The sequence below is a fragment of the Paracoccus aestuarii genome, from assembly GCF_028553885.1.
GTDB lineage: Bacteria > Pseudomonadota > Alphaproteobacteria > Rhodobacterales > Rhodobacteraceae > Paracoccus > Paracoccus aestuarii.
The window spans coordinates 156,890-183,471 of record NZ_CP067171.1 but is presented as its reverse complement, the minus strand read 5'-3'; the positions used below and the strand labels follow the sequence as shown (position 1 = coordinate 183,471).

General features: G+C 70.1%; 19 protein-coding genes and 1 pseudogene. 10 read left to right on the top strand and 10 right to left on the bottom strand.

The features are described 5' to 3' along the window. Window positions 1-22 precede the first annotated feature (22 nt). Complete coding sequence (locus JHW48_RS17930; RefSeq protein WP_119886267.1) at window positions 23-1,753, top strand: acetyl/propionyl/methylcrotonyl-CoA carboxylase subunit alpha; 1,731 nt, start codon at window positions 23-25, stop codon at window positions 1,751-1,753. Here JHW48_RS17930 and JHW48_RS17925 read toward each other — a convergent pair. From JHW48_RS17925 to JHW48_RS17890, 8 genes are all read right to left on the bottom strand, one after another. Continuing rightward, window positions 1,741-3,207 (bottom strand): mannitol dehydrogenase family protein, encoded by a 1,467-nt coding sequence (locus tag JHW48_RS17925; RefSeq protein ID WP_119886262.1) that lies wholly within the window; start codon window positions 3,205-3,207, stop codon window positions 1,741-1,743. The genes JHW48_RS17930 and JHW48_RS17925 overlap by 13 nt on opposite strands. 60 nt (window positions 3,208-3,267) lie before the next feature. Beyond that, complete coding sequence (locus JHW48_RS17920; protein ID WP_119886261.1) at window positions 3,268-4,272, bottom strand: ABC transporter ATP-binding protein; 1,005 nt, start codon at window positions 4,270-4,272, stop codon at window positions 3,268-3,270. A gap of 10 nt (window positions 4,273-4,282) precedes the next feature. After that, window positions 4,283-5,107 carry a carbohydrate ABC transporter permease gene (locus JHW48_RS17915; protein ID WP_119886260.1) on the bottom strand — a complete coding sequence of 275 codons (825 nt, stop codon included), beginning with the start codon at window positions 5,105-5,107 and terminating at the stop codon, window positions 4,283-4,285. 10 nt (window positions 5,108-5,117) lie between these two features. Then, on the bottom strand, window positions 5,118-5,987 hold the full coding sequence (locus JHW48_RS17910; protein ID WP_119886259.1) for a carbohydrate ABC transporter permease: 870 nt from the start codon (window positions 5,985-5,987) through the stop codon (window positions 5,118-5,120). A gap of 63 nt (window positions 5,988-6,050) precedes the next feature. Beyond that, window positions 6,051-7,376, bottom strand: coding sequence for an ABC transporter substrate-binding protein (locus JHW48_RS17905; RefSeq protein WP_119886258.1), 1,326 nt, complete (start codon window positions 7,374-7,376; stop codon window positions 6,051-6,053). A 133-nt stretch (window positions 7,377-7,509) separates the two neighbouring features. After that, entirely contained in the window at window positions 7,510-8,466 is a 957-nt protein-coding gene (locus JHW48_RS17900; protein WP_119886257.1) for a sugar-binding transcriptional regulator, read from the bottom strand. Then, a complete protein-coding gene (locus JHW48_RS17895; protein ID WP_119886256.1) occupies window positions 8,463-9,119 on the bottom strand; it encodes an HAD family hydrolase in 657 nt (218 codons plus the stop codon). The genes JHW48_RS17900 and JHW48_RS17895 overlap by 4 nt, the downstream gene beginning before the upstream one ends. Window positions 9,120-9,187: 68 nt before the next feature. Then, window positions 9,188-9,955 carry a sulfotransferase family protein gene (locus JHW48_RS17890; RefSeq protein WP_119886255.1) on the bottom strand — a complete coding sequence of 256 codons (768 nt, stop codon included), beginning with the start codon at window positions 9,953-9,955 and terminating at the stop codon, window positions 9,188-9,190. Window positions 9,956-10,158: 203 nt separating this feature from the next. Here JHW48_RS17890 and JHW48_RS17885 point away from each other — a divergent pair, with 203 nt between their 5' ends. The 9 genes from JHW48_RS17885 to JHW48_RS17845 all read left to right on the top strand — a co-directional run bounded on the left by JHW48_RS17885 (window position 10,159) and on the right by JHW48_RS17845 (window position 22,191). Further along, window positions 10,159-12,168, top strand: coding sequence for an HAD-IIB family hydrolase (locus JHW48_RS17885; protein WP_119886254.1), 2,010 nt, complete (start codon window positions 10,159-10,161; stop codon window positions 12,166-12,168). After that, window positions 12,161-13,318 carry a glycosyltransferase gene (locus JHW48_RS17880; RefSeq protein ID WP_119886253.1) on the top strand — a complete coding sequence of 386 codons (1,158 nt, stop codon included), beginning with the start codon at window positions 12,161-12,163 and terminating at the stop codon, window positions 13,316-13,318. The genes JHW48_RS17885 and JHW48_RS17880 overlap by 8 nt, the downstream gene beginning before the upstream one ends. Next, entirely contained in the window at window positions 13,315-14,274 is a 960-nt protein-coding gene (locus tag JHW48_RS17875) for a glycosyltransferase family 2 protein (RefSeq protein WP_119886252.1), read from the top strand. Before JHW48_RS17880 ends, JHW48_RS17875 begins: the two co-directional genes overlap by 4 nt. 136 nt (window positions 14,275-14,410) lie before the next feature. Then, the gene (locus tag JHW48_RS17870) at window positions 14,411-14,584 is read left to right on the top strand and encodes a hypothetical protein (RefSeq protein ID WP_170152291.1); all 174 of its coding nucleotides are present in this window, start codon (window positions 14,411-14,413) and stop codon (window positions 14,582-14,584) included. A gap of 70 nt (window positions 14,585-14,654) precedes the next feature. Further along, window positions 14,655-16,331, top strand: a complete 1,677-nt coding sequence (treZ, locus tag JHW48_RS17865) for a malto-oligosyltrehalose trehalohydrolase (RefSeq protein WP_119886250.1) — start codon at window positions 14,655-14,657, stop codon at window positions 16,329-16,331. Then, on the top strand, window positions 16,328-18,592 hold the full coding sequence (gene treY, locus JHW48_RS17860) for a malto-oligosyltrehalose synthase (RefSeq protein WP_119886249.1): 2,265 nt from the start codon (window positions 16,328-16,330) through the stop codon (window positions 18,590-18,592). Before treZ ends, treY begins: the two co-directional genes overlap by 4 nt. A gap of 118 nt (window positions 18,593-18,710) precedes the next feature. Next, window positions 18,711-19,865 carry a sugar phosphate nucleotidyltransferase gene (locus tag JHW48_RS17855; RefSeq protein WP_119886248.1) on the top strand — a complete coding sequence of 385 codons (1,155 nt, stop codon included), beginning with the start codon at window positions 18,711-18,713 and terminating at the stop codon, window positions 19,863-19,865. After that, window positions 19,858-21,903: a glycogen debranching protein GlgX gene (glgX, locus tag JHW48_RS17850; RefSeq protein ID WP_119886247.1), complete on the top strand. Its 2,046-nt coding sequence runs from the start codon at window positions 19,858-19,860 to the stop codon at window positions 21,901-21,903. Before JHW48_RS17855 ends, glgX begins: the two co-directional genes overlap by 8 nt. 27 nt (window positions 21,904-21,930) lie before the next feature. Next, window positions 21,931-22,191 (top strand): DUF2934 domain-containing protein, encoded by a 261-nt coding sequence (locus JHW48_RS17845; RefSeq protein ID WP_205961903.1) that lies wholly within the window; start codon window positions 21,931-21,933, stop codon window positions 22,189-22,191. Here the strand turns inward: JHW48_RS17845 and JHW48_RS17840 are convergent. Together JHW48_RS17840 and JHW48_RS17835 are read right to left on the bottom strand one after the other, a co-directional pair. Continuing rightward, entirely contained in the window at window positions 22,188-22,997 is an 810-nt protein-coding gene (locus JHW48_RS17840) for a PaaX family transcriptional regulator C-terminal domain-containing protein (RefSeq protein ID WP_170152290.1), read from the bottom strand. The two genes, JHW48_RS17845 and JHW48_RS17840, sit on opposite strands and share 4 nt — an antisense overlap. A 61-nt stretch (window positions 22,998-23,058) precedes the next feature. After that, window positions 23,059-26,464 (bottom strand): annotated as a pseudogene (locus JHW48_RS17835) (indolepyruvate ferredoxin oxidoreductase family protein). Window positions 26,465-26,582 lie beyond the last annotated feature (118 nt).

Sequence of the window (26,582 nt, the reverse complement as noted above, 5' to 3'; positions counted from 1 at the left end):
CCAGACGCCCGACACGGCCCCGATCCGCCGCATCCTGATCGCCAATCGCGGCGAGATCGCCCTGCGCGTCATCCGCGCCTGCCGCGATGAGGGGATCACCGCCATCGCCGTCCATTCCGACCCCGATCGCGACGCGCCCTTCGTTCGCCTGGCCCATGAGGCGCATGCCCTGCCCGGCGCCAGCCCCGCCGAGACCTATCTGGACGGCGATGCGATCCTGGCCATCGCCGCCCGGGCGGGGGCGGATGCGATCCATCCGGGATACGGCTTTCTGTCCGAAAACGCCGATTTCGCCCGCAAGGTGCAGGCCGCCGGGATGATCTGGATCGGCCCGGACCCGGAGGTGATCGACGCGCTTGGCGACAAGATCCGCGCGCGCGAGATCGCCCAGGCCGTGGGCGCGCCCTTGGTCGCGGGCAGCCCCGGCCCCGTCGCCTCGGGGGCCGAGGCGCTGGCCTTCGCGCGCGATCACGGCCTGCCCGTGGCGATCAAGGCGGCCTTCGGCGGCGGCGGGCGCGGCATGCGCGTCGCCCGCGCCCTGGACGAGGTCGAGGAGATGTTCGACGCCGCCACCCGCGAGGCCGTCGCGGCCTTTGGCCGGGGCGAATGCTATGTCGAACAGTTCCTGGACCGCCCCCGCCATATCGAGGCGCAGGTCCTGGCCGACCGCCACGGCACGGTCAAGGTCCTGGGCACGCGCGACTGTTCCCTGCAGCGCCGCAACCAGAAGCTGGTCGAGGAGGCGCCCGCGCCCTTCCTCGACGACGACCAGCGCGACCGCATCCACGAGGCCGCCCGCGCCATCTGCGCCCATGCGGGTTACAGCGGCGCGGGTACGGTGGAATTCCTGCTGTCGGCCAATGGCACGATCAGCTTTCTGGAGGTGAACACCCGCCTTCAGGTCGAACATCCCGTCACCGAGGAGGTGACGGGAATCGACATCGTCCGCGCGATGATCCGCGTGGCCCAGGGCGCGCGCCTGGCCTCGGACGCGGTGCCCGCGCCGCGCGGCCATGCGATCGAGTTCCGCATCAATGCCGAGGATCCGGGCCGCGGCTTTCTGCCCACGCCGGGGCCGATCACCCTGTGGCAGCCGCCCGGCGGCATCGGCATCCGCCTGGACAGCGGCGTCGAGGCCGGCGGCCAGGTCCCCGGGCAGTACGATTCGATGATGGCCAAGCTGATCGTGACCGGCCCCGACCGCGCCACCGCCATCGCCCGCGCGCGCCGCGCCTTGGCCGAATTCCGCATCGAGGGCGTGGCCTCGGTCCTGCCCTTCCACCGGGCGGTGCTGGAGGCGCCGGAATTCACCGATGATTTCGACGTGCATACCCGCTGGATCGAGACCGATTTCGCCGACCGCCTGGCCCAAGCGGTCGCCCCCGCGCCGCGCGTGGACCCCGCCCCGGATGTCGCGATGATCCGCCTGCCCATCGAGATCGACGGCCGCCGGCACATGCTGGGCATCCCGCAGGGCATGCTGTCCCTGGGCGGCGCGCCCGCCCCGGAGCCCGCCCCCGCGCAGGAGGAGGAGGGCGCCGTCACCGCCCCCGTCTCGGGCAGCCTGTCGCTGTGGCAGGTCGATGACGGGGCCGTGGTAGAGGCGGGCCAGGTCATCGCCGTGATCGAGGCGATGAAGATGGAGACCCGGATCGAGGCGCCCCGCGCGGGCCGCCTGACCCGGCTGGCGGGTCAGGGCGACAGCCTGGCCCAGGGCCAGGCCTTGGCCCGGATCGAGGATCAGCCGGAATAGGCCCGCAGCACCGCGCGCACGCCCTGCGCGCGGATCGCCGCCAGCTGGGTCGTGAAGGCCGCGACCAGCCGCGGGTCATCGCCCAGATCGCCGAAGACGGCGGTGTTGGACAGGAAGGCCCGCGGATCGTCGCGCGCGGCGATGGCCCGGTCGCGCAACGCGGCATGGTTGTCGTCGTTCGGGGGGATGGGCTGGCCGTCCTCGGTCACCCCTTCGCAATAGCGGCACCACAGCGCCAGTTCCAGCGCCAGCCCGTCGATGGGGGCGTCTGCGGCCAGCCGGTCGCGCAGCGTCGGCAGGATGAATTTCGGCTGGCGGTTCGACCCGTCGAGGCACAGCCGCGGGATCGTGTCGCCGATCCGCGGGTTCGAGAAGCGATCCACGATCAGCGCCAGGTAGTCGTCATAGCTGACGCCCGCGATGGGCTGCAGGGTCGGGATGATCTCGCGCCGTTCCAGCGCGCGCAGCCAGTCGGCGATGTCGGGAACGGCCATGGCGTCATGGACGAAGTGATGGCCCAGCAAAGCGGGGCCATAGGCGATGGCCGCATGGCCGCCGTTCAGGATGCGCAGCTTCATCAGCTCGTGCCGGGCGACATCGGCGACGAACTGGGCACCGACCGCCTCCAGCGCGGGGCGGCCTTGGGGGAAGTTGTCCTCCAGCACCCATTGGCGGAAGGGCTCGCAGACGACGGGGGCGGCGTCCTCGATGCCGAAGCGGTCGCGCACCAGGTCGCGTTCGCGGTCGCCCGTTGCGGGGGTGATGCAATCGACCATGGAATTGGGGAAGGCGACATTGGCCGCGATCCAGTCGGCCAAGGCCGGGTCCGACAGGCGCGCAAGGCCCGTGACGGTCGCGGCGCAGACATGGCCGTTTTCCGGCAGGTTGTCGCAGGACAGGATGGTGAAGGGCGCGTGCCCCGCCGCCCGCCGCGCCCGCAGCGCCGCCAGCATCATCCCGAAGACCGTGCGCGGATCGTCCGGGTTGTCGGCGTCATGACGGATGTCGGGATGGTCCGCGTCGAAGCCGTCGGTCTTGGCATCGACGTAATAGCCACCCTCGGTGATGGTCAGCGAGACGATGCGGATCGCGGGATCGGCCATGGCCGCGACCGTCGCCTGCGGATCGACCCGGGCGAAATCGACCATCGAGCCCAGGATGCGCGCCGACAGCCCCTCGGGGGCCAGATCGACCAGCGTGGTCATCCAGTCCTGCGCCGCCAGCCGGTCGCGCATGGCCGCGTCGCCCGGGCGCACGCCCGCGCCGCGGATCGCCCAGTCATGGTGGCGGCCCAAGGCGAACAGCCGGTCCAGATACCAGGCCATATGCGCGCGGTGGAAATTGCCGACGCCGACATGCAGGATGCCCGCCCGCAGCGCCGCGCGGTCATAGGCGGGGGCCGCGACATCCTGCGGCAGATGGGCCAGCGCGGCCCCGGACAGGGAAATGGCCATGATCGGACCTTTCGTCAAAGCGCCCCTGGCCGTTCGTTCGGTCGGGGCCGGAAATGGGGTTCAGGCGATGCGCAGCCCGTCCGCGCCGAAGCGGTGCATCTGCGCCGTGTCCGGCGTCAGCCAGACGGTATCGCCGTGATGCAGGTCGATATCGCCGCCCGCGCGCACGGTGATCGTGTCGGCAAGGCCGGTGCCCTCGACATAGAAGAACGTGTCCGAACCCAGATGCTCGGAGACGCCGACGCGGCCCTGCCATGCGCCCTCGGTGGCGGATACGCGGATATGTTCGGGGCGGATGCCGATCGTCTGGGCGCCGTGGCGGGCGGCCTCGGGGCCCTCGATCAGGTTCATCTTCGGGCTGCCGATGAAGCCCGCGACAAAGAGGTTGCGGGGGGCGCGGTAAAGCTCCATCGGGCTGCCGACCTGTTCGATATGGCCGGCGCGCAGGACGACGATCTTGTCGGCCATGGTCATCGCCTCGACCTGGTCATGGGTCACATAGATCATCGTGGTCTTCAGGCGGTTGTGCAGCTCGCTGATCTCCAACCGCATGCCGACGCGCAAGGCGGCGTCGAGGTTCGACAGAGGCTCGTCGAAGAGAAACGCCGAGGGCTCGCGCACGATGGCCCGGCCGATGGCCACGCGCTGGCGCTGGCCGCCCGACAGCTGGCCGGGCTTGCGGTCCAGGTAATCGGTCAGGTTCAGCGCCTTGGCGGCGGCCGCGATACGGCGGTCCTGTTCGTCCTGCGGCACGCCCGCCATGCGCATCGGAAAGGCGATGTTCTTTCGGACCGACATGTGGGGATAGAGCGCATAGGACTGGAACACCATCGCCAGGCCGCGTTTCGCGGGCGGGGTCTGGGTGGCGTCGCGCCCGTCGATCAGGATGCGGCCGTCGGTCGTGTCCTCCAGCCCCGCGATCAGGCGCAGCAGGGTCGATTTCCCGCAGCCCGAGGGGCCGACGAAGACCACGAATTCGCCGTCGTCGATATCCAGGTCCAGGGGCGGGATGACTTCGACATCGCCGAACCGCTTGGTCACTTTCTCAAGGGTGATGCGTCCCATGATGGTCCCCTTATTTCACCGCGCCGAAGGTCAGGCCGCGGACAAGTTGTTTCTGGCTGAACCAGCCCATGATCAGGATCGGCGCGATGGCCATGACCGAGGCCGCCGAGAGCTTCGCCCAGAACAGCCCCTGCGGGCTGGAGAAGCTGGCGATGAAGGCCGAAAGCGGCGCCGCGTTGGTGGTGGTCAGCTGGATGGTCCAGAACGCCTCGTTCCAAGCCAGGATGACGTTGAGCAGCATGGTCGAGGCGATGCCCGGGATCGCCATGGGCGTCAGGACATAGAGGATCTCGTCCTTCAGCGATGCGCCGTCCATGCGCGCGGCCTCCAGGATCTCGCCCGGGATCTCGCGGAAATAGGTGTAGAGCATCCAGATCACGATCGGCAGGTTCATCAGCATCAGCACGATGATCAGGCCGGTGCGCGTGTCCATCAGCCCGGTGCGCAGAAAGATCAGATAGATCGGCACCAGCACCGCGACCGCGGGCATCATCTTGGTGGAGAGCATCCACATCAGGATGCCACGGGTGTTTTTCGTGGGCGAGAAGGCCATCGCCCAGGCCGCGGGGATTCCCACGACCAGCGCGACCAGCGTCGATCCGACCGCCAGGATCACCGAATTGGTGAAGGGCCGCCAATAGTTGTTCTGGTTCTGCACCGCCTCGAAGCTGGACAGCGTGAAGGACGGGATCATGCGGAACCCGGCGATCGCCTCCTGTTCGGTCTTGAGGCTGGTGATGATGGTGTAGAGGATCGGGAAGAACAGGGTCAGGGCGACGATCCAGGCGGCGGCGGTATAGCCGATCCGGGCGCGGGGTGTGATGACGCGGGCCATGATGTCCTCCTCAGTCCAGGTTCTTGCCGACGGCGCGCATCAGGAAGATGGCGACGATATTGGCCAGGATGACCGCGATGATGCCGCCCGCAGCCGCGCCGCCGATGTCGAAGTTCAGCCGTGCCGCGCGATAGATCAGATAGGTCAGGTTCGTGGATGCGTTGCCCGGCCCGCCATTGGTGGTCACCAGGATCTCGGCATAGATGCCCAGCAGGAAGATCGTCTGGATCAGCACGACCACGGTGATCGCGCGGGCCAGATGCGGCAGGGTCAGGTGGATGAAGCGGCTGACGGGGCCGGCGCCGTCCATCTCGGCGGCCTCCATCTGTTCGCCGTCCAGCGATTGCAGCGCGGTCAGCAGGATCAGCGTGGCGAAGGGCAGCCATTGCCAGGCGACGATGATGATGATCGAGGTCAGCGGATATTGCGCGAACCAGTCCACCGGCTGGAGGCCCAGAAACCGCGCGATGTCGGCAAAGACCCCATAGGAGGGGTGCATGATCATGTTCTTCCAGATCAGCGCGGCCACCGGCGGCATCACGAAGAAGGGCGAGATGATCAGGATACGCACGATCCCCTGGCCCCAGATCGGCTTGTCGATCAGCAGCGCGATGGCGATGCCCAGAACCACGGTGATGGTCAGCACGCCCAGCACCAGCACCAGCGTGTTGCGGATCGCGGCGAAGAAGGCCGGGTCGGTGTAGAAATACTGATAGTTGAACCAGCCCGCCCAGCTGACATTGGCCGGGTTCAGCAGGTTGTAGTTCAGGAACGAGTAATAGAGCGTCATCCCCAACGGGACGATCATCCAGATCAGCAGCAGGATGATGGCGGGTGCGCGCATCAGGCGCGCGAGACCGGCGGTCTGGCGGGTGGCCATGGCTTGCGTCCTTGCGGGGGGAAGGGGGGTGCGCCGCCCCGCAGCGGGGGCGGCGCGGGGGTCTTACTTGGGATAGCCCGCGCGGGCCATCTCGCGTGCGGTGCTGGACTGGGCCGCGGCCAGGGCGTCATCGGCGGACATCTGCCCGGCCAGTGCCGCCGAGAAGGTCTGGCCGACCTGCGTGCCGATGCCTTGGAATTCCGGGATCGCCACGAACTGACCGCCGGTATAGGGAACCTCCTGCACCGAGGATTGCTGGGTATTGGCGGAATTGATCGCCTCCAGCGTCATCGCGGCGAAGGGCGCGGCCTCCTGGTATTCGGGATTCTCGTAGAGCGAGGTGCGCGTGCCCGGAGGGGCGGCGCGCCAGCCCTGCGCCTCGGCGATCATGTCGGTATAGCCCTTGGAGGTCGCCCAGGCCACGAAGCTGCGCGCGGCATCCTGTTTCTGGCTGGAGGCGGGGATCGCCAGGTTCCAGGCCCAGAGCCAGTTGCCGTGATTGTCCACGCCGTCCTTGTTGGGGAACTGGGCGAAGCCCACGCTGTCGGCCACGGTGGAATCGGTCGGGTCGGTCACGAAGCTGGCCGCGACCGTCGCGTCGATCCAGATGCCGCAGCGGCCCTGCTGGAACAGCGACAGGTTCTCGTTGAAGCCGTTCGAGGACGCGCCGGGGGGGCCGTAATTCGTCATCATCTCCAGATAGTCGGTCAGCGTGGCCTGCCATTCCGGGCTGTCGAACTGGGGCGCCCATTCGGTGTCGAACCAGCGCGCGCCATAGCTGTTGGCCATGGCGGTCAGGAAGGCCATGTTCTCGCCCCAGCCCGGCTTGCCGCGCAGGCAGATGCCATAGACTTCGGCGTCGCGGTCGGTCATCGCCTCGGCCGCGGTGCGGATGTCGGTCCAGGTCGGGTTGTCGGGGATGGTCACGCCCGCCGCCTCGGCCAGGTCGGTGCGATACATCACCATCGCCGATTCCGCATAGAAGGGGGCGGCGAACAGCGTGTCGTCGACCGACAGCGCCTCGCGGACGGCGGGGATCAGGTCGTCCACGTCGTAATCGTCGGGCAGGTCCTCCAGCGGGGCCAGCCAGCCCTGCGCGGCCCAGATCGGAACCTCGTAGGTGCCGATGGTCAGCACGTCATACTGACCGCCGCCGGTGGCGATGTCGGTGGTGACGCGCTCGCGCAGGATGTTCTCCTCCAGCGTGACCCAATCCAGGCGGATGTCGGGGTTCGCCTCGGTGAAGGGCGCGGTCATCTGCTGCATGCGGATCATGTCGCCGTTGTTCACGGTGGCGATGGTCAGCGTGACGGGGTCCTGGGCCGCGGCGGCACCGCCGATGGCGCACAGGGCCGTGGCGCCCAGAAGGGCGCGGAATGTGGTCGTCATCAAGTCCTCCCTTGACGGATGGGCATTTGCCCTGCCGGTGGGCATATATTCGGAGTCCTGATGGCCCATGTCAACGCAGATTCGCCGCCGCACTGCGGCGACGGCGCAAACAGCCTTGCGATGATCGGGAAATTCAGGCCAGCAGGCGTTCGGCCGTGGCCTCGGAGGTGATCAGCCCGTTGATCAGCCGCCCCGCCAAGGCCGCCCGAATCGCGGGCAGCTTGGTCTGGCCCGAGGCGACGGCCACCATCGGCTGGTCGCCCCCCACCGGCAGCGGCGCCGAGGCCACGCGCCGGTTGAAGGCGCAGTCGATGATCCGGCCCCGGTCGTCATAGACCCAGCTGGTGATCTCGCCCGCGGCGCCGGCGCGCGACAGCTCGTCCATTTCGGTCGGCGACAGGAAGCCGTCGACATGCAGGGGCGCGGTCATGTCCATCTGGCCGATCCCCACCAGCGACAGGTCGGCCCGGAGGCACAGATCGGTGGTGATGCGCGCGGCCTTCTGGCTGCGCATCACCGCCAGCTCCGCCGGGTCATGGGCCAGGACGGGCAGGGGATAGGGGTAATGCGGCGCGCCGATCCGTTCGGCCAGCCGGATCGTCGCGTTGTAGGGCGTGGCCGATCCGTCCTCCATCATGTTGCCAAGGCGCGAGACGACGACATGCTGGGGGCAGGACATGCGCGGCAGCTGTTCGACCATGGCGCGCAGGTTGCGCCCCGTGCCCAGGCTGACGATGCGCCGGTCGGGCGATTTCAGCAGCCGTTCCAGATGGGCGGCGGCGGCGATGGCGATGCCGGTCAGCAGGTCCGGCGCCTCCGGGTCCGAGGGCGCGACCTCGGCCATCTGCAGGCCGAAGCGGTCGCGCAGCGCGGCGGCCAGGTCCATGCAGCGCCCGATCGGGTGGTCCAGCCGCACTTTGACCAGCCTTTCGCTGACCGCCATCGCCACCAGCCGCTGCGCGGTCTGGCGGCTGACGCCCAGCTTGCGCGCGATCTCGTCCTGGGTGTTGCCCGCGACATAGTAGAGCCAGCCCGCCCGGGCCGCATCGTCGAGGCGCGTCGTCTCGGGGGTGAAGCGGTTCTGGGTCATGCGGCGGCCTCGATCCGGGCCAGCAGGGCGGGAAATCCGCGCCAGTCGTCAAAGCGCATCGGGTCGGCGCCCCAAGGCGCGTCGCGCAGATGCGCCCCCCCGGTGTAGTGCAAGACCCGCATCCCCGCCGCGCGGGCGGCCTGAAGGCCCGGCTGGCTGTCCTCGATCACCAGGCAGCGGTGGGCGGGCGTGCCCATCCGGTCCGCGGCGAACAGGAACAGGTCCGGGGCGGGCTTGCCATGGGCCACCTGGCTGGCGGTGAAGACATGCGGGCCGAAGACCCCTGCCAGGCCCAGCAGGTCCAGCGTCCGCGCCACCCGCGCCGGGCTGGAGGAGGTGGCCACGCAGGCCGGACGGTCCAGCGCGGCCAGCACCGCCCCGATGCCCGGCGTCGGGCGCAGCCCCTGGGCGAAGCGGTCCAGCAGGCGGGCGCGATAGGTCGCCTCGAAATCGGCGGGCAGGGGGCGGTCGAAGCGGGCGCGGATCGTGGCCGCCACGGTGGGAAAGCTGCGGCCCACGAAATCGCGGCGCACCTCGTCGAAGGTGACGGGGATGCCCAGCAGGGCCAGCTGGTCGATCAGCACCTCGGCCGACAGAACCTCGCTGTCGGCGATGACCCCGTCGCAGTCGAAGATGATCAGATCAACAGCCATGCCCACCGCCCCTGCCAAAGCCCATCCGATGCCATAGCCAGAAATCCGCGCCCGCGAAAGGCCGCCGATCAGGCCAGCGCGTCGCGGGCACCCTCGCGCAGGCGGCGCAGGGGGTGGGTCACATGCGGCACATGCGGCCCCGTGGCCAGGCCCGGCCCATAGCCCCAGCAGGCGACCCGCGCCGCCTGGCCCGCCGAGAGCCGCGGCGCCGGGGTGGCGGCATTGCCGTCATGCAGGTCCTGGGGCAGGGGGGCGGTCCCGACATCCAGGAACGCCGCCAAGGCGGCCATGGCCCGGTCGGGGCGCGCGACCAGATCCTCGTATCGCAGCACCATCGCGGCGTGCAGATGGTCCAGATCGGCGCGCAGCTGGCGATGCGCGGCGATCCAGTGGTCGATCAGCGCGGGCGCGGGATCGTCCACCCATTTCGCGACCGAGGCGGCGACCGCCTCCGGGTGGCGGATGATGACCACGAATTGCGACAGCGGAAACAGCTGCTGATAGAGCCGCATGCGGGTCAGGTTCACCGGCGATTTCTCGACCCGCCAAGGCTGGGCGGGGTCGAACCAGGGCTGCCAGTCGGCCTCCAGCCGAAGGCGCGTCTCCAGCCGGTCCAGCGGGTGGCCCTCGGTCATGTGCTGGGCGGGGTCGGTGGCGAAATGCATGGGCCGGCCATGCAGCGCGGTATGGGGGATGGCGCCCTGCAGATAGCAGCCCTCGTTTTCCGGCACCGGGGCGTCGCGGATTGCCGAGACGCCGGGCAGGGCCGCGATCATCCGCGTCAGGACCGAGGTCCCCGAGCGGTGCAACCCGCCCACGAAAACATAGCGATGCATTCCCGACCCCCGGTCCTGTTTCCGACCGAACGCGGCAGGGGCGCTGCCGTTCACGCAGGCAGAGGCGAATTCATCTTTCTTTATCGGGGACGATTATCGTGAACCCGGGCCGGGGCGGGGGGGTTTGACCCCGGGCCGATCCCTGCACGTCGTGCAAGTGCCAGCCCCGCCCGACGGCTCCGAACAGCAAAGAGGAACGCGCCATGGACATCATGCACATCGCCTTGGGCGGGTGCCTCAAGGCCCCGCCGGTGCGTTTCGGCCTGACCGAGGATACCGGCGGCCATATCGCCTATGTCCTGGGCGCGGCGATGGCCCAGGCCGCGCTGCCGCAGGTGGGGGGCGTCAGCATCGTGACCCGCGCATTCGCCGGGATGGACCCCGTCCATGACCGGGACCGCGAGGATGTCGGGCCGAAATGCCGCATCCTGCGCCTGCGCAGCGGCGATCCGCGATACCTGGCCAAGGAGGCGCTGGAGGCGCAGATCCCCGCCCTGACCCGCGCGCTGCTGGCGATGCTGGGCAATATGGACCGCCGCCCCGACGTCATCCATGCGCATTTCGCCGATGCCGCCCGGCTGGCCCGCGCCGCCGAGCGCGCCTTCGGCATTCCCTGGATCTATACCCCCCATTCGCTGGCCCTGCAGAAATCCCCCGATGCCGGGCGCGACCCCGCGCTGCGCGGCCGCATCCGGTCCGAACGTGCCGCGATGGCCGGGGCGGGCGCGATCATCCTGTCCTCGCGCGACGAGGCCGAACGCCAGCTGGCCCCTTACGGCGCCGCGGCCGAGGGGCGTGCCCATGTCCTGCCGCCCGGCGTGACGTTGGCCGCCGATCCCGGGCCCGCGGCCGGGCGGGCGCTGATCGCGCCGCTGCTGGACCGGCCCGACCTGCCCATCGTGCTGGCCGTCGCCCGGCCCGTGCCCAAGAAGAACCTCGGCGCGCTGATCGAGGCCTTCGCGGCATCGCCCCGGCTGCGCGCAGCGGCGAATCTGGTGATCCTGGCCGGTCAGGCGGGGATGGATGACGACCAGGCGCGGCTGCGCGACGGGCTGGCCGCGCGGGTCGCGGCGCTCGGGCTGGCGGGGCGGGTGGCGATGCCGCCCGATCACGACGCGGATCAGCTGCGCGCGCTTTATGCCGTTGCGGCGCGGGGCGGGGTCTTCGCCAATCCCGCCCATCACGAGCCCTTCGGCCTGACCCTGATCGAGGCCGCGCAGGCGGGCGTGGCCGTCGTGGCCACCCGCCATGGCGGGCCGGTGGACATCATCGACCGCATCGGCCATGGCGCGCTGGTCGATCCGGGCGATCCGCGCGCCATCGCGGCGGCCTGCCTGCGGATGATGCGCGACCGGCGCGGCATCCCGCTGGCCCAGGCCCGCGCCGCCACCACCTATGACTGGCCGCGGTGGGCGCAGGCCTCGCTGCGCATCGCGGGTCGGCTGCGGGCCCGCGCGCCTGTCCTGCCCGAGGCGCCGCGCCGGATCCTGGCCTGCGACATCGACGGCACGCTGACCGGCTGCGCCCGATCGGCCGAGGGGTTCGGCCGCTGGCATGCACGCCGCCCGGATGGGCTGGTCTTTGCCGTCGCCACCGGGCGGTCCCTGCCCGAGGCGCGGCGCGTCCTGCAGGATTGGGCGCTGCCGCTGCCGGATCTGTTCATCACCTCCGTCGGGTCCGAGATCTGGCGCTGGCGCGATGGCGACCGGCTGCGGCTCTGCCCCGATTACGCGGCGCATCTGGATGCCGATTGGGACCGCGCGGCGGTACTCGATGCGCTGTCCGCGATGCGCCCCGCCTGGCAGGCCCCGCATGAACAGCGCCGCTGGAAGCTGTCGCTGACGGGCGATGCCGATCAGGGCGGGCGCGTCGCGCGGCATCTGGCCCGGGCGGGTCTGCGGGCGCGGGTCATCGCATCCCATGGGCGGTTCATCGACATCCTGCCACATCGGGCGGGCAAGGCCGCGGCCCTGCGGTTCGAGGCCGCCCGCCACGGGCTGGACCTGTCGCGCTGCGTGGCGGCGGGCGACAGCGGCAATGACGCGGACATGCTGGCGGCCAGCGGCCATTCCATCCTGCCCGCCAATGCGCTGGCCGAGCTGGACCACCTGCGCGGCACCCGCATCTGCCGCAGCAGCCGCGCCCATGCGGCGGGCGTGATCGACGGGCTGGCCCGCCTCGGGCTGATCCCGGCCGAGGTGCAACATGCGTGACATCCCCGAGGCCACACCCGATCAGGGGCCCCGGCCCTTCGGCTACTTCGTCCATCATCAGGGGCGGGGCCATGCCGAACGCTGCGCGGCGATCCTGCGTGCCCTGCCGCCCACCCGGCCGGTGACGGTGTTCTGCGCCGATCCGTCGGTGCTGCGCGATCTGCCGCCGCAGGCGCGGGTCCAGCCGATCCCGTCGCTGTTCCAGCGCCGGGGCGACGAATGCGACATGGATCACCTGCCGACGCCCGACACGCTGCATTGCGCGCCCCTGGGCTGGCCCGGCATCCGCGAGGCGATGGGCATCATCGCCGGGTGGTTCGCCAGCGCCGATCCCGCGCTGATGATCAGCGATGTCAGCGCCGAGATCGCCCAGCTGGCCCGCATCTGTTCCGTCCCGCATGTCAAGGTGCTGCAGCATGGCCAGCGCGACGATCCGGGGCATATGGCGGCCTATCAGGGGGCGGCGGGGCTGTTGGCGCCCTTTGCCCGCGATCTGGCCCAGCCCGAATGGGCGCCCTTCGTCGACCGCATCCACCATGCGCCGGGCCTGGGCATCGCGGCCCAGGCCACTCCCGACCGGGCCGCGGCCCGGCGGGCCTTGGGGATGGATCCTGACCGCCCCGTCGCGCTGATCGTGTCGGGCGATGGCGGCAGCGGGCTGGCCCAGGCCCCCTTGGGCGTCGCCGCCCGCAGCTATCCCGATTGGGACTGGCTGTGCATCGGGCGGGTTCAAGGCGACTGGCACGCGACCACCGGGGCGAACCTGCGCTTCAAGGGCTGGGTCGACGATCCGGCGACCCATGTGGCGGCGGCCGATCTGGTCGTCTCCTCGACCGGCAACACGACCTGCGCCCATGTGCTGGCGGCGGGGCGGCCGTGGATCGTGGTGCCGGAATGGCGCTATTTCGACGAACAGCGCCTCAAGGCCGTGGCGCTGGACCGGGCGGGCGCGGCGCTCCATCTGCCGCATCTGCCCTCCAGCGCGCAGGCCTGGCGCGCCGCCGTCACCCGGGCGATGCAGGGTCACGACCCTGCGGCCCAGTCCCGCCTGACGGGCGACGGCCATGCCGCCCGCGACACCGCAACCTGGCTGGAGGGGCTGGCCGCGCGGCTCTGGTCCCCCAGCCCCGCCGAAGGAATCCCCGCATGACGACCGTATCCGCCCTGACCATCGCCGCGGGCCGCGCCGACCACCTGGCCAATGTGATCCGCGGCTTTGCCCGCCAGACCCACCCCCCGGTCGAGCTGATCATCGGCGTCATGCAGGATGACGACTATGCCGACCTGCCCGAATGCGGCTTTCCCATCCGCCAGATCCGCGTGACCGCACCCGAGCTGCCCCTGGCCGCCGCCCGCAATGCCGTGGCCGATGCGGCGACGGGCGATGTGCTGGTCTTCGTCGATGTGGACTGCATCCCCGCCCCGGACCTGATCCAAAGCTATGTGGACCGCATGGGCGACCGGCGCGGGCTATTCATGGGCGAGGTCCTCTATCTGCCCCAGGGCGCGACGGGCGGGGGGCTGGATTTCGACCGCTTCGCCGCCATCGCCGTCAAGCATTCCGACCGCGCCGGCCCTCCCGCATCGGGGATCGCGGCCTGCACGGATTACCGCTGTTTCTGGTCGCTGAACTTCGCCATGCGGCGCGCGGATTGGCGGTCCGGCCCGCGCTTCGACGAGGCCTTCACCGGCTATGGCGGCGAGGATACGGATTTCGGCCGGGCGCTGGATCAGGCGGGCATGCCGATCTGGTGGATCGCGGGAGGGCGGGTCTATCACCAGTATCACCCCCATTGCATGCCGCCCGTCCATCACCTGCATTCGGTGCTGCGCAACACCCAGATCTTTGCCGAGAAATGGGGCCACCGGACGATGGAGCACTGGCTCTATGCCTTCCGCCTGATGGGGCTGATCGAACCCGATGGCGACGGCATCCGTATCATCCGCGATCCCGGACCGGAGGAATTCGCGCTCTGCCGTCAGCATGGCGATATGCCCTATGCCAATTCGCGCCGCGTCATCAACCGGCTGAAGGCGATGGCCCCGGGCCAGACCCCCGCCCAGCACCGCGCCGAGATCGACGCCCAGGAACGGCAGCTGCTGTGACCGGCCCGCGCGCTGCCATTTGTTTGCTGGCCAGACGGCCCGGCCCTTGCTAGAATGCAGATTGTGTAAAGTTCGATGTTCGAGGGTATTCATGACGCATCAGATCGTCCCGGGACGACAAGGCGGCGCGGCCGCGATGACGGCCGCATTCACGCGCGAAATGCTGCAGAACCTGGCCGTGGTCATGGAGGCCGCCTGCGAGGACCAGCCCCTCACCGTCGAGGTCGAGGACCTGGCGGTCTGGGCCGTGACCCCCGACGGTGCCCGTCTTTTCATCGGCATCACCCCGCGGACCGCCGCCGCCAACTGATATTTGCGCGCCCTGGGAACGCCCTGCCGCGCCGCACATTGATCTGTGCAATTGGCCGCAGGGGGTGACGATGGGGACGGCGATCTGGGGCCCGCGGCGGGACGGGGACGGCTGGCGCGCGGCGCTCTGGGCGCCCGAGGCGCGCGATGTGCGTTTGGTCACGTCCGAGGGCCGTCACCCCATGACCCGCGATGCGGATGGCTGGTGGGACGCGCCGGTGCCCGGCAGCTGCTACCGGTTAGATGTCGACGGCCAGGTGATGCCCGACCCGGCCAGCAGGCTGCAGGACGGGGGCGTCGATGCGCCCTCCATCCCCGCCTGCGCCGTCACGCCCCCCGCATGGTCCGGCCGGGACTGGGCCGAGGCGGTGATCTATGAACTGAATCTGGGATGCTTCACGCCCGAGGGCACGCTGCAGGCCGCGGCGTCGCGGCTGGAGGGGCTGGCCCAACTGGGCTTCACCGCGATCCAGCTGATGCCCATCGGCCAGTTTCCGGGCGACCGGGGCTGGGGCTATGACGGGGTGCTGCCCTTCGCGCTGCATCCCGCCTATGGCGGCCCGCAGGATCTGGCCGATTTCATCGCCCGCGCCCATGATGCGGGGCTGATGGTCATCCTGGACCTGGTGATGAACCATTTTGGCCCCGAGGGCGCGTGGCTGCATCATGCCGCGCCCCCGTTCTTCGATGCGGCGCGCCAGACGCCTTGGGGCGCGGCCATCGACTTTTCCCGCCCGGAGGTCCGGGGCTTCTGGACGCAATGCGCGATGCATTGGCTGCGCGATGCGGGCTTCGACGGGCTGCGCCTGGACGCGGTCCATCAGATCACCGGCCCCGGCGCGCAGGATTTCCTGACCGATCTGGCGCGCGAGGTGGCCGGGCTGACCCCGCCCCGCCACCTGATCACCGAGGATGACCGCAACCTGCCCGCGCTGCGCGAGGCAGGCTATGACGCCAGCTGGAACGACGATTTCCACCATGCGGTTCATTGCGCCCTGACCGGCGAGGATGACGGCTATTACGCCAGCTTCGCGGTCGATCCGGTGGGCGATCTGGCCTTGGCGCTGGAACGCGGCCATGTCGAACAGGGCCAGCCGCGCCCGGGCCTCGACCATCCGCGCGGCGCCGATTGCAGCCACCTGCCGCCCACGGGCTTCGTCAATGCGATCCAGACCCATGACCAGATCGGCAACCGCGCGCAGGGCGACCGGCTGATCACGCTGGCCGATCCGCATGGGGTGCGGGTGGCCTATGGGCTGCTGCTGGTCGCGCCCTTCATCCCCATGGTCTTCATGGGCGAGGAACGGGGCGAGACCGCGCCCTTCCAGTATTTCGCCGATTATTCCGGCGATCTGGCCCAAGCGATCCGCACCGGCCGGGCCCGCGAATTCGCGGGCATCGCCGCCAGCGACGGGCCGGGGCCCGACCCGATGGACCCCGCCACATTCGCCGCCAGCCGCCTTGGCTGGGCCGATGATGCCGATGCCCGGTCCTGGATGAACCTGACCCGCCGCGCCTTGGCCTTTCGCAGCGCCCTTGTCGTGCCCCTGCTGCGGTCGGGCCGCCCCGAGACGCGGGTCAGCCGCGACGGGCCGGGCCTGATCCGGGCCGAATGGCGCTTTCCGGCAGGCGGGCTGGCGATCTCGCTGGCCTTCGGACAGCCCGACCCCGCCCCGCTGCCCCGCCCGGACCTTCGGGTCGGGCAGGCCGGTTCCGATTACCTCCTGACCGTGAAGGCCCGCCCATGATCCCCCGCATTCCGACCGCCACCTTCCGTGTCCAGCTGCGCGAGGGGGTGGATTTCGACACCCTGGCCGGGCGGCTGGATGCGATCGCGGGGCTTGGGGTCTCGCATCTCTATCTCTCGCCGATCTTTGCGGCGCGGCAGGGATCGACCCATGGCTATGACGTGACCGACCCGACCCGGATCGACCCCGCCCTGGGGGGCCGCGAGGGGTTCGAGGCCTTGGCCCGCGCCGCCCGCGACCGGGGGCTGGGCATCATCCTGGACATCGTGCCGAACCATACCGCGTTTTCGGTCGAAAATCCCTGGCTGGCCGATGTGCTGGCGCGCGGCCGGGCCAGCCCCCATGCGCGGCATTTCGACATCGACTGGCAGGCCGGACCGCTGGTCCTGCCATGGCTGCCCCAACCCTTCGAGCAGATGCTGCGTCAAGGCGATTTCCATGTGGCCGACGGGCAGTGGCATATGGGCGATCTGTCCATCCCGCTGGCCCAAGGCTCGGACGCAACCGATGATCTGCGCGCCCTGCACGAGGCGCAGCACTGGCGCCTGGTTCCCGCCGCCAAGGAACGCGACGCGATCACGCATCGGCGTTTCTTCAACGTCACCGACCTGATCGGCATGCGGGTCGAGGATGCGCGCGTCTTCGACGACACCCATGCGCTGATCACCGCGTTGGTCCGGCAGGGGCTGGTCCAGGGGCTGCGGGTGGATCATGTCGACGGGCTGGTCGATCCGGCGGGCTATCTGGCGCGGCTGGCCGATGCGGTCCCCGGCATCCCGGTCTGGGTCGAGAAGATCCTGACCGGGGACGAGCCGCTGCCCCCCGCTTGGCCCGTCGCGGGCACCACCGGCTACGAGGCGGGCTGTCTGCTGACGCGGATGCTGACCCGGGTGGACGGCATCGCGCGCCTTGATGCCCATTGGCGGCAGACGACCGGCATCGCCGAGGATTTCCCCCAGGCCCTGATGCGCGCCAAGCATGACGTTCTGGACCATGAACTGGCCGCCGAGCGTCGCCAGATGGCGCGGCTGGCCGAACGCGCGGTCCAGCCCGTCACCGATGCCGATTTCGGCCCCGAGACACTGCGCGAGGCGGTGACCGCCCTGCTGACCGCGATCCCGCGCTATCGCAGCTATGTCACCGATCGGGGCGCGGATGGTGAGGACCGCGCGATGATCGCGGCCGTGGCCGACCGCGCCGCGCGCGATCTGCGCTGCGACCGGGCGGTGCGGGTGCTGGCCGGCATCTGGGCCGCGCCCGCCAATGCCGCGCAGCGCGATTTCGTCTTTCGCCTGCAGCAGGTCTCGGGCGCGCTGCTGGCCAAGGCGCAGGAGGATACGGCGGGCTTTCGCTGGACCCGCTATCTGGCCGCCAACGAGGTGGGGGCCGAACCCGACCATCCCGCCGTGGACGCCGCCGAGGCGCTGGCCCTGCTGCGGGCGCGCAGGCCGGGCGACATGGTGCTGACCTCGTCCCATGACAGCAAGCGGTCCGAGGATGCCCGCGCCCGCATCATCGCCGCCAGCCATCTGCCCGATGCGCTGACCGAGCTGGACGACCAGGCGCGGGGTCTGGCCGGGGATCTTGACCCGCAATGGCGCTGGTATGTCCTGCAGACGGCGCTGGCCCTGCAGGGCGCGCCCGAGGCCGGGGACCGGATCGCCGCGCATCTGGAAAAGGCCCTGCGCGAGGCCAAGCAGACCAGCTTCTGGACCCGCCCCGACGCGGCGCTGGAACAGGCCGCGGGCGATCTGGGCCGCGCGCTGCTGGCGGAATGGGACCGCGACCGGCCCGCCGCGCTGACGGCGCTGACGGATCGCGGCGATGCGCTGATGCTGGCGCAGCTGGTCTGCAAGATGCTGATGCCGGGCTTTCCCGACATCTATCAGGGGACCGAAGCGCGGTTCCTGGCCCTGACCGATCCCGACAACCGCCGCCCCGTCGCGTGGCGCGCCCTGACCGCCCCCGCGACCGGCGATGACCCATCCGCCGTCAAGCATCGCTGGACCCGCGCGCTGCTGCGCCTGCGGGCCGATCACCGCGACTGGCTGGCCCGGGCCGAGGTCGATCTGACCATCGATGCGGGCGGCCTGACCCTGACCCGGCACGAGGGCGAGCGTCGCCTGACCGCGCATCTGCAACTGCCGCAAGGGGCGGCAGCGCGGCCCGATCCGGCGGCAATCCTGCACTGGACCGGGCCGGATGGCTGTCATGTGGCGCTGCTGGCCCATGGGCCCGGCTGGACGCGGATTGATAATTGACGATCACAGGAACAACTCTGGCGTGAAACGGTTCGCCCCATGCCCGACTGCGTCGCCGTTCCCCCCTCCGGCGTCGCGGTCGGGCAAACCGTCAGCGCCGGCCCCGAGGATCCCCGCCATGTCCGTGCTTCGCCCCCTTCGCCTGCTGTCCGCCCGCACCCGCTGCCCCGAGACGCCGCCTCTGTCGGACGTGGCCTGCCTGCTGCTGGCCGGCGGGCAGGGGACGCGCCTGCAGCAGCTGACCGCCGTCGACAGCAAGCCCGCCGTGCCCTTTGCCGGGTCGAACCGGATCGTCGATTTCGCCATGGCCAATGCTGCCCGGTCGGGCCTGCGGCGGCTGGTCGTGGCCACCCAATACGCGCCGCGCAGCCTGCATCACCATTTGCGGACCCGGTGGGGCCATTGCTTCGACAAGGGCGGGCTGGTCCTGCGCGACGGGCAGGGCGATTACCACGGCACCGCCGATGCGGCCCGCAAATGCTGGGACCTGCTGACCGAGGGCCCGGAGGATCTCGTGATGATCCTGTCCGCCGATCACGTCTATGACATGGATTACGGCGCCCTGCTGGCGGCGCATCGGGCATCGGGCGCGGCGGTGACCGTGGCCGTGAACCCCGTCCCCCTGGCCGAGGCGCGCGCCTTCGGCGTCATGCAGGCCGACGGCGCGGGGCTGATCCAGTCCTTCGCGGAAAAGCCCGAACGGCCCGCCGCGATGGTCGGGCGGCCCGACATGGCGCTGGCCTCGATGGGGATCTATGTCTTCCGCCGCGACTGGCTGCGGCTGGCGCTGTTCGAGGGCACCCATCCGGCGCTGGATTTCGGCCATGACATCATCCCCCATGCCGTCGACCGGGCCGAGGCCTTTGCCTGGACCCTGCCCGCCGGGCCGTCCGGCCAGGCCTATTGGCGCGATGTCGGCACGCTGGACGCGTTGCGCTTGGCGCAGCTGGATTTCGTGAATGCCGAACCCGCGCGCCTGCCCTTCGCCTGCCCGGCATCCGACTGGTATCTGGGCCGCGGCAGCGTCGCCATGCCCGGCGCCGTCGTGCCCCATTCCGCGCGGCTGACCGCCACGCTGGTCGCCCCCGGCGCGCAGGTCCCGCCGGGCCTGGTCACCGGCGACGACGCGGCCGAGGATGCCCGCTGGTTCACCCGCACCCCCGGCGGCACCGTGCTGATCACCCAAGCCATGCTGGACCGCCGCGCCGCCTATGCGGGCATCCGCCGGTCCGTCACCCCTCCCTCCATCCCCCGCCGAGGCCTTCATGCGTGACCAATCCGCCCCCCCCATCTTCGACGCGAGCCAAGCGCGTTCCGACATCCTGGGGGCAGAATACCTGAGCGACGGCACGAATTTCGCGCTGTTCTCGGACCATGCCACGGCGGTCGAGCTGTGCCTGTTCAGCGAGGACGGCCAGACCGAACTGCACCGCTTGCCCCTGCCCGAGATGGAGGGCGGCATCTGGTTCGGATATCTGCCCGGCATTCGCCCTGGCCAGGTCTATGGGTACCGCGTCCACGGGCCCTATTCCCCCGAGGAGGGCCATCGCTTCAACCCCAACAAGTTGCTTCTGGACCCCTATGCGCGCGAGCTGCGGGGCCAGATCATCTGGGACGACGCGCTGCACGGCTACACGATCGGCGAGGACGACCTGAGCTTTGACGACCGCGACAGCGCGCCCTTCATGCCCAAGGCGGTGGTGGTCGATGCCAATTTCGATTGGGACAGCGACCGCGCCCTGCGCACCCCCTGGCCGCAGACCGTCATCTATGAAGGCCATGTCAAGGGCCTGACCATGCAGATGAAGGACGTCCCCGAGGAGCTGCGTGGCAGCTTCAAGGGCCTGGCCCAGCCCGCGCTGATCGACCACCTGCAGCGCATGGGCGTCACCACGCTGGAGCTGCTGCCCATCCATGCCTTCGCCAATGACCGCTATCTGGTGGAAAAGGATCTGTCGAACTACTGGGGCTATTCCACGCTGTCCTTCTTTGCGCCCCATGCGCCCTATCTGAAGACCGGCCAGATCCGCGAGGTCAAGGAGGCGATCCGCGCCTTTCACAAGGCCGGGATCGAGGTGATCCTGGACGTGGTCTACAACCACACCTGCGAAGGCTCCGAGCTGGGCCAGACCCTGTCCTTCCGCGGCATCGACAATGCCAGCTATTACCTGCTGGCCGATGACAGGCGCCACAGCTTCGACACGACCGGCACGGGCAACACGCTGAACGTGGCGCATCCGATGGTGCTGCGGATGGTCATGGATTCGCTGCGCTACTGGGTGCAGGTGATGCATGTGGACGGGTTCCGCTTCGACCTGGCATCGACCTTGGGCCGCGAGGCCAGCGGGTTCGAGCGCGACGGCGCCTTCTTCAACGCGATCCGCCAGGATCCGGTCCTGTCCGGCGTGAAGCTGATCGCCGAGCCTTGGGATATCGGCGAGGGCGGATACCAGGTTGGCGGCTATCGCTGGCCCTTCCGCGAATGGAACGACAAGTTCCGCGATGACACCCGCGCCTTCTGGCGCCGCGATCCGGGCATGCTGGGCGCCGTCTGCGAGCGGTTTTCCGGCTCGCCCGTCCAGTTCGACCACAGCCACCGCCCGGCGACCAGCTCGGTCAATTTCGTGGCGGCCCATGACGGCTATACGCTGTGGGACACGGTCAGCTATGTCGAGAAACACAACGACGCCAATGGCGAGGATGGCCGCGACGGGCATGACCACAACCTGTCCGACAATCTGGGCGCCGAAGGCCCGAGCGACGATCCGGGCATCGAGGCCGCCCGCATCCGCCGCGCCCGCGCCATGCTGGCCACGGTGCTGCTGTCGCAGGGCGTGCCGATGATCCTGGCCGGGGACGAGATGGGCAACAGCCAGGACGGCAACAACAACGCCTATTGTCAGGACAACCCGATCAGCTGGCTGGACTGGGACGCCGCCCGCCCCGAGCTGATGGAGGCCGTGGCCGCCCTGTCGGCCTTCCGCAAGGACAGCGGGCTGGCCCATACCCGCTTTTCGGGCAAGGAGGGCGGGCCAGCCGTCGAATGGCTGCATCCCCGTGGCGATCACATGGGCGATGCCGACTGGTCCGACGCCGATCTGCGCCTGACCGGGATGCGCCTGCAGCCGGCCTTCGGCCCGGCCAGCTTGATCATCGCCAATGCCGGCGATGACGGCGAATTCGCGCTGCCGCCGGGGAACTGGCGCCTGCGCATCGACACCGCCCGCGACAGCGTGGCCTGCGACGAACCGGTCTCCGGGGTGCTGCCCTTGGGCTGGCAGAGCGTCGTGGCCCTGACGCTGGCCGATTGATCCACCGTCACATCACAGGAGGATATGATGACGAACGACCAGGACGAGATGATCCGCGCCCGCGCGCACAAGATCTGGGAAAGCGAGGGCTGCCCCGAGGGGCGCGAGTCCGATCACTGGGCCCGCGCCGAGGCCGAGGTGAAGGCCGAGGGCGGCACGTCCGACGACGCGCCCGCCCAAGGCACCCCGGATTACGGCAAGCCCACCGATCGCGGCCAGGAGGAGGGTCATTCCCCCCCGAATGTCGCGGGCGACGAACCCCATCGCCGCGAACAGCGCAAGTCCTAGGACAAAGCGGCCTGGCGAGACCGGCTGTCGGCGCTTTGCGCGGGCAGGGGGCCGTCGCCGCCATCCAGTGACGCGATCTGCGCCTCGGCCCCGGGGCAGAGGCGCAGATAGCGGTCGCGGAACAGGTCCTGCGCCCGCCGCCCCGCCCAATCGGCGGGCAGCAGCGCATCGGGCAGCAGCGGGTCGCGCAGCCGCGCCGCCCGCCAGCCATGGACCAGCAGCAGCCGTTCCGCCAAGGGCTGCGGCCCCTGCGGCAGATCCGAGAAGACGCGCAGCAGGCGGGCGTAGCGCACCGCCACCCCCTCCAGATCCCAGAAACCCGCGATGCCCGGCACCAGGCCCGGATCATCGGCGGGTGCGCGCATGACGGGCATCGCGCCCGCGGGAAAGGACCCGCCATCAGGTGCCAGCCAGCAGCCGCCCCCCACCGGCGCCAAGTGATGGGCGCGGCGCTGGTCCTCGGTCGGGTCCTGATCCAGCCGCAGCAGCCACCAGCCCGATGGGCGCGCGTCGGGGCGATAGATCAGCGCCGCCGCATGCTGGAATTCGTCCCGCGCCGCATCGGTCAGCCGATAGAAGCTGCGCCGCCCGCGCCGTTCGCCCGCCAGCCGCCCCGCGCCGACCAGCCGCGACACCGCCGTGCGGACCTGGTTTTCCCCGAAACCCGCCATGGCGCAGCAGTCGATCAGGCTGGCCATGGCCAGGACGCCGCCCCGCGGCAGCACCACGTCGCCGTAAAGCGTGATGATGAAGCCGGGGGCCGAGACCTCCAGCTGTCGGGCCAGGTCGGCGGGGTTCGCGTGCATTTGACCTCTCGGGCGGAACTGGCCCTTGATGCCAGCGCGCCCGCCCGGCGGCAAGCGCCCGTCAGGCCAGGAGCGCCTCGACCTCGGCGCGGATGCGGTCGGCGGCGGCATGGCGCACGGGGCCATAGCCGCGGATCTGGCCCACCGCGGCCAAGGCGCGGACGGCGCGATCCGGGCCGATGCGGTCATGGTCGCGGGCGATGCGGTCCATCACCCCCTCGAACCATGCCAGCAGCGCGGCATCCAGCCGCCGGTCGGCAGTGCGGGCAAAGGGATCGGCCCAGCCCCCGCAGCCCCCGCAGCCGCGCCAGCCCCGCCAGCACGGGCCGCATCCACGGCCCGAAGGCGGTCTTGCGCGGCCGCCCCCGCCCATCCGTCCCGCGCGGCAGCATCGGCGGCGCCAGGTGGTGGCGGATGGTGTAGTCGCCCTCGAATTCGGCCGCGATGCGGGCGGCGAAGGCGGGGTCGGCATGCAGCCGCGCGACCTCGTATTCGTCCTTGAAGGCCATCATCCGGTAAAGCTGTTCCGCCGCAGGCCGCATCACCGCATCGCTGTCCGCAGGCAGGGCGCGGCGCAGCGCCGCCAGCCGGTCGCGATAGCGCGCGGCATAGGCGGCGTCCTGATAGGCCTGCAGCAGCCCCGCGCGATGGGCGATGACCGCATCCGTGTCATCGGGCGCGGCGGGGATGGGGGCGGGGGCCAGGGCCTGGGGATCGGCGGCCAGCACCCGGCCCAGATCGAAGGCCATGGAATTTTTCTCCACCGCCACGCCGTTCAGCAGGATCGCCTGTTTCAGCGCGACCTCGCTGACCGGGACCAGCCCCTGCTGCCATGCCGCGCCGAGCGCCATGATATTGGCAAAGACCGCATCCCCCATCAGCCGCTCGGAGGCGGCGTTGAAATCCCGGGCGGTGACGTTTTCGGGGCCGACGGTGCGGGCGATCAGGTCCTCGCGCTCGGGGATGCGCAGATCGGCATCGCGGTTCAGGACCAGATCGCCCGTGGGCATCGGCGCGCGGTTCAGCACCACCCGCGTGCCGGCGCGGTAATGGACCGAGGCCTTGGGCGACGAACAGACCACCGCATCGCAGCCGATCACCGCATCGGCATGGCCGCGCTCGATCCGCACCTGATGGATGTCGTCCGGGCGCGGGGCCAGCCGGACATAACCCAGCACCGTGCCGAATTTCTGCGCGAAGCCGGTGAAGTCCAGCACGCTGGCGCCCCGCCCCTCCAGATGGGCGGCCATGGTGATCAGCGCGCCCACCGTCACGACGCCCGTGCCGCCCACGCCCGCCACCAGCAGATCGAAGGGCCGGTCCAGCGCCGGGATCGCGGGCTGCGGCAGGCCCGCGCGCAGCGCGCCCATGTCCAGCGCGGCAGGGCCGGGCTTGCGGCGCCGCCCGCCCTCGATGGTGACGAAGCTGGGGCAGAACCCGTCCAGACAGCTGAAATCCTTGTTGCAGGATGACAGGTTGATGCGCCGCTTGCGGCCCAGGGGCGTCTCGACCGGCTCCACCGACAGGCAGTTCGAGGCGATGGAGCAATCGCCGCAACCCTCGCAGACCGCCTCGTTGATCATCACGAAACGCGCGGGATCATCGGCCTTGCCGCGCTTGCGGCGGCGGCGCTTTTCGGTCGCGCAGGTCTGTTCATAGATCAGCACGGTGACGCCCCGGATCTCGCGCAGCTCGCGCTGGATGGCGTCCAGCCGGTCGCGATGGTCCAGCGTGGTGCCGTGCGGGAAATCACGCAGATCGAAGGCGCCGGGATTGTCGCTGACCAGGGCGATGCGGGTCACGCCCTCGGCCCGGCAGCTTTGCGCGATGGCCTGCACGCTGACCGGGCCGTCCACCGGCTGGCCGCCGGTCATCGCCACCGCGTCGTTATAGAGGATCTTGTAGGTGATGTTCGCGCCCGCCGCGATGGCCTGCCGGATCGCCAGCGAGCCGGAATGATACCAGGTCCCCTCGCCCAGGTTCTGGAACATGTGCCGCCCGCCGTTCCAGCGCTGCGCCACGGCGATGGGCACGCCCTCGCCGCCCATCTGGGCATAGCCCAAGGTCTGGCGGTCCATCCAGCCGGCCATGACATGACAGCCGATGCCGCTGGCCGCCTGGCTGCCCTCGGGCAGCTTGGTCGAGGTGTTATGCGGGCATCCCGAACAGAAATAGGGCGTGCGGGTTGCGCCCGGCACCGACAGGACCGGGGCGGGCGTCTCGGTCAGGGCGCGGGCGCGGTCGGCCAGCCCCTCGTCGGAGAAGAAACGCGACAGGCGTTCGGCCAGCACGGGGACCAGCATCAGCGGGCCGAGCTCGCCCGTCCATGGCAGCAGCGGGTCGCCCGCGGATCGGTGCTTGCCCACCATCTTGCGGGGCTTGGCGCCGGGCCAGTCGTAGAAATATTCCTTGAACTGGCTTTCGATGATGCCGCGTTTCTCCTCGATCACCAGCACCTCGTCCTTGCCGGTGACGAAGGCCAGCGCGTCGCGGCGCGCCAAGGGCCAGACCATGCCGACCTTGTAGATGTCGATCCCGAGCCGGCGGCAGGCGGCCTCGTCCAGACCCAGCAGGCGCAGCGCCTCCAGCGTGTCCAGATGGCCCTTGCCGGTGGTCACGATGCCGAAGCGCGCATCGGGAATGTCATAGATCCGGCAGTCGATGGGGTTCGCCTCGACGAAGGCCTCGACGGCGCGCAGCTTGTGGGTGATCCGGGTCTCGATCTCGGGGCTGGGCAGGTCCGACAGACGCACATGGATGCCGCCCTGCGGGCCGGTGAAATCGGGCTGCACGAAGGCGCGATCCTCGGGCAGCTCCACCGATTGGCCGGATTCGACCGTCTCGGAGATCGCCTTGAACCCGACCCAGGTGCCGGAAAACCGCGACAGCGCGATGCCGTATTCGCCGAAGGACAGGTATTCTGCAACCGATGCCGGGTTCAGGACCGGCATGAACCAGGACATGAAGGCCACGTCCGACTGATGCGGCATGGACGAGGACACGCAGCCATGATCGTCCCCCGCCACGACCAGCACGCCCCCCTTGGCCGAGGATCCATAGGCATTGCCATGCTTCAGCGCATCGCCCGACCGGTCCACCCCCGGCCCCTTGCCATACCACATCGAGAACACGCCCTCGACCTGGCAGCCGGGATCCAGCACGGCCTGCTGCGCGCCCAGGATCGCGGTCGCGCCCAGATCCTCGTTGACGGCGGGCAGGAATTCGACCCCCGCCTCGGCCACGCGGGCCTTCTGGCGCCACATCTCGAGATCCAGGCCGCCGAGCGGCGATCCGCGATAGCCCGAGACCAGCCCCGCCGTGGTCCAGCCCCGCGCCCGGTCGCGCCGCGCCTGATCCAGCATGATCCGCACCAGCGCCTGCGTGCCGGTCAGAAAGACCCGGCCGGTCAGGCGGTCATAGCGGTCGTCCAGGCGATAGGTGTCGAAGCCGGGCTGATGCTGGGTCATGGGGTCCTCCTGCTTCGGGGAATGATGGCGCAAGACGGGTGGGAAATTTGACCGGATCGCTGGCATGGGCGGCGCATTGCGAATAATCTGACCGGAACTGTGCCGAAAAACGGACGAA